The sequence below is a fragment of the Archangium violaceum genome (genome assembly GCF_016887565.1).
Taxonomy (GTDB): domain Bacteria; phylum Myxococcota; class Myxococcia; order Myxococcales; family Myxococcaceae; genus Archangium; species Archangium violaceum_B.
The window spans coordinates 5,080,752-5,093,909 of the sequence record NZ_CP069396.1 but is presented as its reverse complement, the minus strand read 5'-3'; the positions used below and the strand labels follow the sequence as shown (position 1 = coordinate 5,093,909).

7 protein-coding genes are annotated in these 13,158 nt (G+C 69.3%); 2 read left to right on the top strand and 5 right to left on the bottom strand.

From position 1 onward, the window contains the following. Positions 1 to 76: 76 nt before the first annotated feature. A complete protein-coding gene (locus JRI60_RS20920; RefSeq protein WP_239470638.1) occupies positions 77 to 3,544 on the bottom strand; it encodes a CHAT domain-containing tetratricopeptide repeat protein in 3,468 nt (1,155 codons plus the stop codon). A gap of 18 nt (positions 3,545 to 3,562) precedes the next feature. Next, a complete protein-coding gene (locus JRI60_RS20915) occupies positions 3,563 to 7,528 on the bottom strand; it encodes a bifunctional serine/threonine-protein kinase/formylglycine-generating enzyme family protein (RefSeq protein ID WP_204227611.1) in 3,966 nt (1,321 codons plus the stop codon). Positions 7,529 to 7,627: 99 nt separating this feature from the next. On the opposite strand from JRI60_RS20915, the gene JRI60_RS20910 reads away from it, so the two are divergent. Further along, a complete protein-coding gene (locus JRI60_RS20910) occupies positions 7,628 to 8,554 on the top strand; it encodes a sigma-70 family RNA polymerase sigma factor (RefSeq protein ID WP_343213426.1) in 927 nt (308 codons plus the stop codon). A gap of 28 nt (positions 8,555 to 8,582) precedes the next feature. Here JRI60_RS20910 and JRI60_RS20905 read toward each other — a convergent pair whose 3' ends face one another. From JRI60_RS20905 to JRI60_RS20895, 3 genes are all read right to left on the bottom strand, one after another. Then, entirely contained in the window at positions 8,583 to 9,662 is a 1,080-nt protein-coding gene (locus JRI60_RS20905) for an ADYC domain-containing protein (RefSeq protein WP_239470637.1), read from the bottom strand. Positions 9,663 to 9,785: 123 nt separating this feature from the next. After that, complete coding sequence (locus tag JRI60_RS20900) at positions 9,786 to 10,844, bottom strand: hypothetical protein (RefSeq protein ID WP_204227610.1); 1,059 nt, start codon at positions 10,842 to 10,844, stop codon at positions 9,786 to 9,788. Between the two features lie 109 nt (positions 10,845 to 10,953). Beyond that, positions 10,954 to 12,471, bottom strand: a complete 1,518-nt coding sequence (locus tag JRI60_RS20895; protein ID WP_204227609.1) for an alkaline phosphatase D family protein — start codon at positions 12,469 to 12,471, stop codon at positions 10,954 to 10,956. 148 nt (positions 12,472 to 12,619) lie between these two features. Here JRI60_RS20895 and JRI60_RS20890 point away from each other — a divergent pair, with 148 nt between their 5' ends. Then, positions 12,620 to 13,042, top strand: a complete 423-nt coding sequence (locus tag JRI60_RS20890) for a hypothetical protein (protein ID WP_204227608.1) — start codon at positions 12,620 to 12,622, stop codon at positions 13,040 to 13,042. Positions 13,043 to 13,158 lie beyond the last annotated feature (116 nt).

The following is a 13,158-nucleotide window of genomic DNA, read 5'->3' as shown; positions in this document are numbered from 1 at the left end:
CAAGTGTCAAATTCGGGGCCCGAACAGGTGCCCCCCATGAAGGCAGAGCCCCTGAGCTGGAAAGTCATGCAGGAAATCAGCGGATGATTTCTCCGGCGACCCCCGGGGGCTCGGGCGCGAGCGAGCGCAGGGGGGCGTCACGGCCCAGGACGATGAAGGGCGCCCAGTCGTGGGGGTGGGGCTGGGTTTGACGCAATGCGCGCATCGCCTCGCGCAGCGCCACGGCCCTCCCCTGCCCCGCCAGCAGGTTGCGGTAGTAGCCCTCCATCAACTGCCTCGTCGTGTCGTCCTTCACCTTCCACAGGCTCATGACGACCGTCTCGGCTCCGGCCACCACGAAGGCCCGGCGCAACCCGTACACCCCCTGCCCTGGCTTCACGTCCCCTCGCCCCGTGTCGCACGCCGACAGCACCACCAGCTCCGTGCCCCACAGGTTGAGTCCCGCCAGCTCCAGCGCCGTCACCAGCGCGCCCTCGGACGGCGTCTTCGCGGAGCCCTCAGGTGCCGGGGCACGCGCTCCCGCCAGTACGAGCCCCGAGCGCAACAGCGGGTCGGGCGCCAGGGCTCGGGCCGGGTCTCCCAACGCACCGAAGTGGCCCACGGCGCGCGAGCCCTCGGGCACCGGAGCGTCATCCAGGAAGAAGCCATGGGTGGCCACGTGCAACACCCCGGGCGTGGCCAGGTGCAGCAGCCGCTCCTTGGTGGCTTCCGGACCCAGGAAGAGCTGGGCCTGGGGAATCAGACGCTGGATGGCCTCGGCCTCCTGGCGGGTGCCGGGCAGGGGTGTCCACGAGCCCTCCGCCAGCTCGGCACTCCGCGCGGAGAAGAAACGCTCGAGGGACGCGGAACGCTCGGCCAGCTCCGAGGCAGGAGCCTCCGAGGAGGTGGGTGCCAGGGGAGCGGCGCTGAAGTCCGGGTCAGCCAGGACGACCACCGAGTGCGAGGCAGCCGTGTCCTGGGGGCGTGGCAGCAGGTCCCTGCCCGAAGTGAGATAGGTGATGTCGAAGGCGTCCACGAGGAACCGCTGGCCATCGTGCAGGGCGGCGAAGGGGACGAGGCCGAGCTGTCCGTCGGGAGAGAGGAACAGGCGGCGGGTCTCACCCAGCAGCGGCAACAGGGGCCGGAAGACCTGGTCATGAAGCGCCTGGGCGTGGGTCTGGAAGGAGGCGTCGCGGATGGCCAGGGCATCGCGCAGGCGCGAGGCGGCGGCATCGATGGGCGCGGCGGGCCCCAGGTCGAGCGCTCGGGTCCGCCCGTCGGGGAAGAGCACCAATGCCAGATAGCGGGGCTCACCCGGCGTCTCCCGTTCTGGCGTGCCGGGCTTGCGCTTGCGATTGAGTGGATAGTCCGTGTAGGCGAGGAGCTCGACGAGAACGCCGTCCTCGGGAAGCGCCGCGGCGACGCGCTCGACAATCTCATCGGGAGCCGGCAACGCCCTCAATACGCGCAGGGGAGCCGAGCGCCTGGCCAGATCGGCTTCGAGGGCGTCACCCTGCTCGGTGAGCTCCTTCAGGCGCCGTTGGTAGTCGGCGGGTGCGAGCGAGCCGGGGCCATCGAGCGACAGCTTGGCGATCCGGGCGCGCAGTCCTCGCAGCCGCTCGAAACCGTCACGGTCCTCGGTGCCCAGGCTCCGGTAGATGGTGCGCGAGGTGTCGGCCGTCTCCTCGACGGAGCGGCCCTTGAGGAGGAGCGCGGCACCCAGGGCCAGACGCCTCACGGCGGCGTCGTCTGGATGCGCGCGCAGCAACGCGTAGAGCCGCTCCTCCTCGGCACGCAGAAGCGCGAGGAAGCTCGTCAGGCGAGACTCCGAGAAGGACAAGGCCTCCTGCCGCAAACGCCCCTCGGAAATGGCGAAGGAGCGAGAGAACAGCGGCAAGGCCTCGGTGAGACGATGTTGGGCCAACCGGATCTGGGCAAGGGAGCCGAGCGCCCTGCCGACGTTGGGGTGATTCGCACCGACGGTCTCTTCCAAGATGGCGAGCGCCTTCTGGAACAGCGGCCCGGCCCGCTCATAGGCCCCCTGGCTCTCGTAGCAGCCGGCGAGGTTGTTGAGCACGCGAGCGCTCCGGTCGTGGTTCTTGCCGAACGCTGCTTCCTGGATGGCGAGCGCGCGCTCGAAGAGCGGCCTGGCCCGAGCATAGAGCCCCTGATTCACGTAGAGATTGGCGAGGCTGTCGAGTGACTCAGCGACCTCGGGATGGTTCTTGCCCAGGGCCGCTTCCCGAATCGCGAGCGCACGCTCATTGAGCGACCTGGCCCGCTCGTACTGCCCCCGGACCTTGTGGAGCTGCGCGAGATTGCCGAGCACGGTGGCGACGAGGGAATGGTTCTTGCCCAGGGCCACTTCCCAGATCGAGAGGGCCCTCTCATAAAGCGGCTCGGCGCGATCGTAGAACCCCTGGAACCTGTAGATATTGGCGAGGCCGTTGAGCGAGTGGGCGACATCCGGGTGATTCTTGCCCAGGGCCGCTTCCCGAATCGCGAGCGCACGCTGAAGCAACGGCTCGGCCCGGTCATAAGCACCCCGGGTGATGTAGGCGGTGGAGAGGTTGCCAAGGGCGGTGGCAACGTGAGGGCTGCTCTTCCCGAACGTTGCTTCATTGATTGCAATCGCACGTTCGTAGAGGCGCTCCGCCCGCTCATACAGACCCTGGGCAAGGTAGACGTTGGCGAGGTTGATGAGCGACATCGAGACGAGGGGATGGACCTTGCCCAGGGCCACTTCGCGAATGGCCAGCGCGCGCTCGTGAAGTGGCGCGGCCCGCTCGTACGAACCTTGATCATGGTAAAGGCCCGCGAGGTTGTTGAGTACCTGGGCGACGTCGGGATGGTCCTTCCCGAGCGCCGCCTCGAGAATGGCGAGTGCACGCTCGAGGAGCGGCTCGGCCTGGCCGTGCAACCCTTGTTGAGCGTAGAGGATGGCGAGGTTGCTGAGTGATCGGGCGACGAGGGGATGCTGGGTGCCGAGAACCGCTTCGTAGATCGCGAGCGTCCTCTGGTAGAGGGGCTCGGCACGCGCGTACAAACCCTGTGCACTGTAGAGGTTGGCGAGGTTGTTGATCGTCATGGCGACGTCGCGATGGTTCTCGCCGAGCGCCGCTTCCCGGATCTTCAGCGCGCGCTGAAGCAGGAGCTCGGCGCGCTCATACGACCCTCGATCCGAATAGAACTTGCCAAGGCCATTGAGCGAGTCGGCGACGTCGAGATGGTCCTTCCCGAGCGCCGCTTCCCGGATCTCCAGTCCGCGCTGAAGCAGGGGCTCGACCCGGGCGAATTGCCCTCGCGCCAGGTAGATGGCCCCCAGCAATTGCAGACTCCTGGCGACCTCTGGATGCGCGCCCCCGAGCACCGCCTCCCGCAGCGCGAGCGCATGCTCGGCCCGCGAGGTGGCATCCACGAACTTGCCCGCGTTGTGGAGCTGCTTCGCCTCGTCGAAGGCCGTCTGCGCCTCCTGTAGCCGCGCATCCGCCGGCTCCTCCGCGACCGCCGTCCCCACCCAACAACAAAGAATGACAACCGTCATCCATCCAAGAATGCGTCGCATGTCCAACCCCCCTCTGAATCACGGAGAAAACGAGGCACAGACGCGCACGCCGATCGCGGCATCGCGCGCCGTCGGATCGCCCACGGAGATGTTGGCGATGTGCGCGCCGAAGTCGTCGTAATACCACGCCCCACCCCGCAGGACGACGCGCCCGAACTCCGGTGTCACGGAGCGTGTGATCTCGAAGGCATTGCCAGCCATGTCCTCCAGCCCGAAGGGGCTCACCGAGACCGGGTGGGAGCCGACCATGTCGGGTCCGAAGGCCGTGGGCTGCCGGTCATAGGTCGTGTCGATGTTGGCATCGTCGGGCAGTAGCTGGTCGCCATGGGGGTAGCCGCGGCCATCCGCGCCGCGAGCGGCGAACTCCCACTCGTTCTGGGTGCACAGGCGCGCTCCCGGAAGACGCCCCGAATAGTCGAGCCAGTAGAAGTAGCCCGCCAGGTCCTCGGCGGAGACGCCGGACAGGGGAAACCGGCGCCAGTCGGCGGTGTTCCGCCGGCTCCTCCCCGGGTAGCGGAAGGTCTCCCCCTCCCTCGCCGTGAAGACGTCCTCGCGTGAACGGTAGAAGGAGAAGACCCAGCCCGTATCGGGCCGATGCCGCAGCGAGACCGCCCCGGTGGTGCTGAAACGCGGCTGCTCGAGGACCCGTCTCGCGGGCGCATCCGCGGGCAGGTCGTCGAGGTAGGCCAGCCAGTCGCCGAACGTCACCTCCCGCTGTCCGATCAGGTAGCCCTCGTTGAGACAGAACCGGTGGATCGGCGGGCTGAGCATGAAGCCCCGCACCTCCTCCGGCTCGGCGCTGCCCAGCAGGAAGCACCCGGGCGGAATGTAGACATAGCCGGCGGGCACCCGGGTGGGGAGCATGAGGCGGATCCGCTCGCTGGCACCGTGCGTGAGGAGCAACGGCAGCTCCACCGGCACGCGCCCTGGATGCGTGACGTGGAGGAGATAGGAGCCCTCGGGCAGGAGGACGCGGGAGAGGGGCGTCGGGCCCAGGGAACCGGCCTCCGGAACGGGCTCGCGGCGTCGCTTTCCCTGGATGTCGGTGTAGCGCTCGATCACCACGCGGGCACCGGGGGGCTCCGTCACGAGCTCGAGCTCGGCCGGAGCCAGGAGCCGCTGTCGCCACTCCGCGCCCTCCTTCGAGGTATCGGTCACCTGCTCCAGGTGTTGGACCCACTCGTCGCGCTCGCGCCGCTGGTGGAAGCGCTCGGCGAGGAGGAGCCGTTCATAGGTGACCTCCGCGATGAGCTGGCGCGTGCCCGCGTGGCCACGCTCGCGATCAAGGGCCTTGTCGAGCGTCCGGCTGGCCTGGGCATAGGCCGCATTGGCCCGCTCGCGCAGGGAGAGCGCCTCGGTCCATTGCCGCTCCGCGGCCTTCCTGAGGTCCTGGGGACCCGTCAGGGTTTCGAAGCCCGTGGACGGAGAAGGCCGGCCGTCGAACAGCTCCAGTGCCTCCTCCCGGCGCATGCTGGCCTGCTGGGCCAGGGCACGCCCCTCGGTGAGGAATTCCCGCGCCAGACCGATCCGGGCGGCGACGAAGCGCGTGTCCTCGAGGTACGCCTGCAGGCGAAGCCCTCCATAGGAGGCGGCGATGGCGAGCGCGAGGATGAGCGCGGCGAGCCATCGGCCCCAACGCTGGCGCATCACCGCGCGGCGGGAGGCGAGGAGGAAGGCACGCTCGCGCGACCCCAGGGTGGAGGGCTCGAGCGCACGGGCCTCGTCGAGCTGACGCTGCCCCCAGAGGGCCTCCCTGGTGCGCATCAGGCGATCCCACTCGGCGCTCGCCGCCTCGAGCCGCTTGCGCACCGCGCGATGGCCGATGTCATCGTCGAGCCAGTCTCGGAGCGTGCCCCAGCTCTCGATGAGCGAGTCGTGGGCGATCTCGCAGCGCGGCTGGCCGCGCGCGGTGCGCGTGTGCAGGAGGCGACCCTCGATGAGCGCGCGAAGGGCCACGAGCGAGGCCCCATCCGAGGCCTCGACGAGCTCCTCCTCGCCGCGCTCGATGCGCGTGCCGTCCCCCGTCACGAGTTGGAGGAGGAGGCGCCGCGCGGCCTCGCGCTCGGCGGGACTCAGGCGCGCGAGCACTCCGTCCGCATGCCGTGACAGCGCTCCGGCCACTCCGCCCATCTCCTCGAGCGCCGCCCGCGTGATGCGGCCTCGCGCCGGATCGCGCCGCTCCCACAGCTCGGCGAGCGCGAACTGGAGAAGGGGCAGGCTGCCCACGCCGTGCGCCGTGGACGCCACGAGCGTCTGGACGAGCTCGGCGGACTCGAAGACCACGCCACGGCCGCGCGCGGGCCCCACGATGGCCTCGCGCACGCCCTCTGGAGACATGGGGCGGAGGATGTAGAGCGCCCGCTCGGCCTCCTCGCCCAGACCGGGCAGGGAGCACAGGCGCGTCAGGAAGTCGCCGCGCACCGCCAGCAGCACGCGCACCCCCGCCGACGGCAGGGCGAGCTCCCCGAGGATGCGGGCGAAGTGCGCCGCCTGGGTGGGCTCGGAGAGGGTGATGAGCTCCTCGAGCTGATCGATGAAGAGGAGCAGACCCCGCCCGCCCTGGTGTGCCTCACGCAGCGCCCGCCCGAGCCAGCCCGGCGTGTCCGCGAGCGCGGTGACGAGCTCCGCCTCCTTTCGATCCAGCACGGGCGCGAGCGCGGCGGCCAGGGCCTCGAGTGGGCGGTGGCCGGGCCACAGCGTGACCGGTCTCTGCTCACGCGCATCGTCCAGGGCCCCGGCGGCCACCCGGGGCAGCACGCCGGCGCGACACAGCGAGGACTTGCCGGCCCCCGAGTCCCCGGCGACGAGGACGAGAGGCTGGTGGCGGAGACGGTCGAGCACGGCGCGGATGTCCGCGTCGCGTCCGAAGAAGAGCTCCCGGTGCTCGGCCTCGAAGGGCGCGAGGCCACGATAGGGATTGCCGGCGACCAGGGGCGCGGGGGCGCTGCTCCGTTCGAGACGTTCCAGGGCCTCGCAGAGCACCTCGGCCGAGGCGAAGCGGTCCTGCGGGTCGGGCGCGAGGCACCGCGCGATGATCGCGGCGAAGTCCGGATCGATCCCCTGCCCTCCTCCCGCCGGTGGTGGCTCCTCCTCCGGCCGTCGAGGCATGCCCCGCGGCAGCTCGCCCGTGCACAGCTCGTGGAGCACGAGTCCCAGGGCATAGAGGTCGCTCCTCGGAGTCGCCGGAGCACGCTCCAGCAACTCGGGCGCCATGTAGGGCCGCGTGCCGACGATGAGGTTCGAGCTGGACGACGGCGAGGCCGCACCCGGATCGAAACGCTCGGCCAGACCGAAGTCGAGCAGCTTCACCTCGCCGTCCTCGGTGACGAGGGCGTTGGACGGCTTGAGGTCGCGGTGGAGCACGCCCTGGCGATGCGCCGCCGCGAGCCCCCGGGCCAGACCGATGCCGAGGCTCAGGACGCGGCGCCACGGTACCGGCAGTGGCAGCTCCGCGAGGCTCTGGCCGACGACGTACTCGGAGACGATGTACGGGTGCCCGCCGACCTCACCGACGCGGAACACATTGACGACGTTCGGGTGCTGCAACCGGGCGATGGAACGGGCCTCGGTCTCGAAGTACGCGCGGACCCAGGGCTCGGGCTGACTCGAGGCGATGAACTTCACCGCCACGCGCCGGTCCAGCGAGGTGTCGTGCGCCAGGTAGACGACGCCCATGCCGCCGCGGCCGAGCATGCGCTCGAGACGGAACTCGTCGAACGTGTCGGGCGGCGTCCAGGAGACACCCGGCTCCTCGGCGGTGACGACGACCGGCTCCGGACTCTCCGCGACGCTCTGCTCTCCCCCGACGCCACCGCGCGACACCGAGGAGAGGAGGAGCCGGCAGGGGACGCACCCGGCGGCGTGTCGATGGGCGAGGGTCAGCGCCTCGTCCGACAACCGGCCATCGAGGAGATCGACGAGGACTTCATCCGTCAGGCAATCGGATGGGCTCGACCCGCTGTCACTGGGAGTGGACTGACGCATGGAGTCGATGGGCGCAGGCTAGTCGTGGACCGGGAGCCACTCAACGCCCCCCGTTGCTGGCCCGAGGAAGCGCATGGTACAGGGATGAGAATGGCGCAGGTGCCCGGCTTGGCCGCGACGTTTCTCGCACACGCGAAGGTACGCTTCATTCCACCCGAGGCATCCGCCGAGCTCGACGGACTGCTCCTGCGTGCATGGGAGACCGCCCGTGAGCGGTGGCCGGCCGTGGAGCTCCCCGCCGAGGCGTTCGTGACACACCTCGCCGAGCGGCTACCCGAGGCGAGTCCCGACAGCCCCATCGAGCCGCTGCTCGCGCAGCTGTCCCTGGCGGAGCTCTACCTGGCGTGCGCCTGTCTGCGGGGTGCGCCCGCCGCCATCGAGCTCTTCGATCGGAACTACCTCGCGAAGCTGCCGGGGCTGCTCAGGGGTCCCAAGCAGCCCGAGGCGATGATCGACGACATCTGCCAGCTGGCACGTGTGAAGCTCCTGGTCCCCACGCCCGAAGGCGCCCCGAAGATCGCCGAGTACACGGGCCGGGGCGCGCTGTTGAGCTGGGTGCGTGTCATCACCGTGCGCATCGCCATCAAGCTGCAGGCCGCCCAGAAGCCCGCGCCCGATCAAGACTCGGACCCCGAGTTGGAGCAGATCCCAACGCCGGGGGGGGACGCGGAGCTGGAGCTCATCAAGCGGCGCTACCAAACGGACTTCCGTCAGGCCGTGCGCGAGGCCTTCTCCGAGCTCTCGGCCGACGACCGCCACCTGCTGCGCCTCTACTTCGTCGATCAGCTCTCGATGTACGAGCTGGCCTCGCTCTTTCGTGTCAATCAATCGACAGTCTCCCGCTGGTTGAAGAGTGCACGGCAGGAGGTCTACGAGGAGACCCGGCGTCGTCTGCAGGAGCGTCTGGGTCTCTCCACCCGGGACTTCAAGAGCTTCCTGGCCGTCCTCGACAGCCAGCTCGAGCTGAACATCAGTCAGCTCCTGGGTGTGCGGGATGGAGTACCCCGGCCTCCAGGGAAGGACTGACGCGGGGGGGAACACTCCACCAGGAGTGCTACGGCCCTTCACTCGCGGAGGCGCCCTTCGGGGCGCCATAGGACATGTTCCGCAGCAGCGCCGTCGCGGGGCTCGCGTCCGCGCGCCGCACCGTGCAGCGATCCCCCTGGCCCAGCTCGAGCGCCGCGCCCGTCTGGAAGCGATTGGGACACTCCTTGAGGATCGTCTCCAGTGCGCGGCCATCGCGGGTCCGGGCCAGGCAGGTGGCCCCATCGGGAGCCCAGGCCGCCTCGAACGAGGCCCGCGCGGGATCCCAACCGTCGGCGGCCTCCGTCGTCCGCGCGAGCACGCCGAGCCGATCGTACATGTCGATGGCGGTGTCCTGGTGCGTGTGGCTGCGGCCGTTGCCGCAGTAGTCGGCGCGAGCCATGCGCGTGCAGGCCTGGTGGAGGTCGGCCAGGGAATGCCCGTCGCGGCTCTCCCAGGGCTTGTAGCCCCAGCGGATGCACTTGGTGATGGCGCCGTTCTCACAGGCGAAGGTGAGCTTGCCCGGGGCGTCCTGGTGAGCGCCGCTCGCGTCCCAGGTGCCGCCCACCGCGAGCGCCCGGGGGTCGGGCACGCGGTCGAGGGCGACGCAGGGGTTCTCCCACTCCTGGGCCACCGCGTTCCAGGCCTCGATGCGGTACCAGATCATGCCGGGATCCTCGGGGGAGGGCTCGGCGCCGCAGATGGCCACCTCCACGGGCTTGCCGTCGCTCGCCGTGCCCTGGAGCACGGTGCCGACGACGCCCTTGCCCGAGGCCACCAGACGTCCGCCCTCGAGCGTCAGGGCCTTCACCTGGGCATCCGCCTGACGCAGGGGCGCGAGGTCGACCGAGACGAGCACGCTGCTGAGCTCGGGGGCCGTCTTCTCGGTGTCCCAGCTCCGCTTGGTGCCCCACAGCATCGTCCCCTGGGGCTTGACGGTGCGGTGGGGGGCCTGGAACTGGCACCGCCGCGCGTAGCGATCGGCCTCGGGAACCTGGACGGCCGGGCGCTCGGGTTTCGCGGCGGCCGGAGTGGCGGCCTGAGCCATCACGGGGAGCTGAAGACACATCCAGGCAAGCAGGTACTTCTTCATGGCGGTCACCGTTTTCATTCCATCGGGTTCATGGAGGGCTCGAACGACTCGCCCCGCAATCGTTCAGAGCCGGTGACCTGAAAAATCATGCGGAGAAATTCGTGGGGCACCGGGCGCGATGCACGGGCCCCGAGCATGCGCTCACTTCCCCCGTACGCGCGACACCCACTCCTCCATGGCACCGAGGCTGCACCCGACTCGGGTGTGCTCGTCGCTCAGCCCCAGCTCATTCATGAGCTGCGAGCAGTTGCAACCGGCGGTGTCCGCGAGGGTGAAGTGCCGCCGCGGCTCGCCCTCGCTCGCCAGGGTCGTGTCGAAGGTACCGTCGCCATCGGTGTCCGCGAAGCGATTCACACCCGGCTGGCCCTCGGACGGGAGCTCGGGGAGGACGGTCCTCGCGCACCGGTCCACGCTGTCGCAGACGCCATCCTTGTCGGTGTCGGTGCAGGTATCGCGGCAGCAGAGCACTCCGCCAAAGCGGGAGCCCGTCTTGGTGACCGTGTACGCCTCGCAGAGGCCATTGTCGTCGGCGGGCGTCGAGGCGTCGCACGACCACGGCGAGCCAGCGAGTCCGAAGCACAGGTCATTCGAGAACCGGTCGAGGGGGCCGCAGGTGGCCTCGGAGCCGAAGTTGCCGCAGCCGAAGAAGTCGTTCGACGTCCGCGCGGTCTGCTTGCAACCCTCGGTGCAACTCGCGGAGTCGCACTCCGGGCCCGTCGAGGTTCCGTTGGCGCACACGGCGCAGCCGTTGCTGCTCTGCCGGGTGGTGAAGAAGAGAGGATTGTCTCCCTCACGGGTCGCCCCCACGCAGCCGGTGGGGGAGCGGCTCGCCACCTCGACGTCGCTCGCGCAGACGTGCCACCCCACGGCGCAGAGGTCCGCCACGTTGCACCCGGCGCCGCCCGGACGCGGGCCATCGTCACCGCCCTGGCGGCCACAGGCAGGCGTCAGGGTGTCGAACGTGGGGAGGCCAGGACAGGCGGGGGCCTCGCCCGGGTTCTCCGTGTGCAGACCGGGAATCCGCCATGCGCCCGCACATCCCGCGATGTCCGGCCAGCGGGAGATGTCCCGGAATCCTTCCCTCTGACGATCCGCGCAACCACTCGCATCGGAGGGGTGAGCATACCCTGGCGAGGACACCAGCAGCAGTGAGCTGAAGACCAGACTCCAGGCCAGCCGTACATGTCGCAGTGCGTTCATGAGATCCCCCGGACCCGCGTTTGCCATTGCGGCCCGGGAGATTGAAGCACGCGCCCTCCCCTCACAACCCGTCTCGGGGGTGCGGACATCCACCCGGTGGAGAACAGTCTCAGAGGGCCAGCAGCGTCTGCTCGATGGGGCGCTCCAGGCCCTCGGCGTAGTACCGGACGCGCAGGTTCTGGTCGGGGTCCCAACCGGCCTTGCCACTCGCGCCCAGGTCCAGCACGGCGAAGTTCCTGCGGAAGAGCACGCGCCCATCCGGGTTGCCCGGCAGCTCCAGCAACCGCCCCGAGAAGAGGTCCTGGTACATGTCCACCGCCTCGGAGCCAAGGCCGAGCTCCACCACCTTGCGGATGAGGCCGTCCGGCGGCATCGAGCCAATACCGCTGGACACCACCTGGGTGATCTCCGGCAGGTCGGACTCGGAGCGCTTGTGGAAGGGCACCCGCGAGCGCAACCGCGCCGTCGTCCCCACGTGGACATCCCCGCTCAGTGACGTCACCTCCGTGCCGGGCGAGCGCTTGCGGAACTCGAAGAGCCGGTTGAGCAGCTTGCGCAGCTCCTCGGTGTTGTTGGGCGCCATCCACGAGTCCCGCACATCGCCCAGGAACGAGTCGAAGCCGAGCTTCTCCAGCAGCTTGCTGGCCGCCGCCACCTTCGCGTGCAGCGGGGGCACTCCCGTGACGACGAAGAGCCGCTTGAGCCCGGCGGGCACCTGCGCCTCCAGCCACGCATCCACCTCGGCCCACTGCCTCCGGCCGATGATCGTCTGGTCCTTCCAGCTCCGGTGCGTACGCGCGTCGAGCACCAGGAACCCCAGGCCGTTGCTCACCCACCCGAAGGCATACGAGTGCTCGCTGAACGCTGGCGGGTTCAGCCGCGCCTGGAACTCCGCGAACGTCGTCCGCGCGGCCTCGAAGAAGGCGCGATCCGCCGGTGTCACCTCGTCATGCGAGCCCCACCCGTCGAAGATGTCGTGGTCGTCCCACATCATCATCGAGGGCACCGAGCCGAGCACCGCGGCGAGCTCGGGCCGCTGCCACGTGTCGCAATAGAGGACGCGGAAGGACTCCCGGAGCCGCCGCATCAACTCCTCGTTCTCCGGCGACAGGTGGTCGTCCAGGTCATTGCGCTGCCAGGCCTCGCGGATGTGGTCCGCGTAGATCTGATCGCCTATGTGCAACAGCAGGTCCACCTCCCCCGCCGCGACCACCTCGCCCAGCCGCTTCCACATGGCATGACGACGGACGTGATCGCTCACCACGTAGCCGCCGTTGCAGCTCACCAGGCCGATGCGCAGGGGCTGGCCGGGGGGAGGCAGCAGCCGGAAGCGGCCGAGCCCGCCAGATTGGGAGAGCTGGGACAGGGAGGGCAGTCCCTCCGGCGTGGCCGAGACAGCCACCGCGTACTCGACCGTGGAGGACTCGGCGAGGCCGTCGAGGTCGAACGTGCCATGGAGGAACGTGGAGCCCGTGGGCTGGGAGAGCCGCGCCTCACGCGATTGGAACGAGCCGTCTCCCGAGCGGAAGACGAGCCGGGCGTAAGAGAGCCCATCCTTCGCGGTGACGCAGATGCGGGCCGTGGTGCTGGTGCAGTACCCGATGGTGGTGATCAATGGCCTCGCCATGACTCCATCATCCCACGAACCCAGGCCCCAGGCGCACGGGGTCCACCGGGCAGCCAGCCGGACACGTCCCCCGAAAGACCGCTAGGACGGGCCATTCTGGAGGCCGGGAAGCCTCCGGTGGGCGTCCCAAGTAAAGAGAGGACCAGACGTGCGTTGCACCATCTACAGTCCGGTCATTGACCATCAGGCCATCCAGTCCGTGCGAGATGTCCTCCCCGGGTGGTTGCTACATTGGGAGGGCGAACCTGGGCAGTGGAGTTCCGCGAGCTTCACGAGCGCCCAGGGCACGCTCAAGTTCAATTCCCTGGTGTTCACCGGACCGATGGATCCGTTCGGCAAGCTCATCCTCGGTACCAGCAGTTACTTCTGGCGACGTGAGGACCTTGATCAATCCACCAAGAAGGAACTGATTCGCTTCGTGGGAGGAACCAAGTGGTTGGTCGGTGTCGTGGGAACCTCGGAGGTTCTCTCCGATGATGTCTTCCTGAAAGCAGCGCTGGAACTGGCGCGCCGCTTGAACGGAAGGGTCTTCAACGGCACGGACCTCATCTCCCCCGAACCACGGGACTGAGCATCCCGGTTGGGGCACCACCCTCCCCCAGCCCTCCAAGCGGGCATCCAGGGGCCCGGTGGGTATCCCACATCGACGCCTACCCGGGAGCGGGCTCTCCCACCACTTCGGCGGCA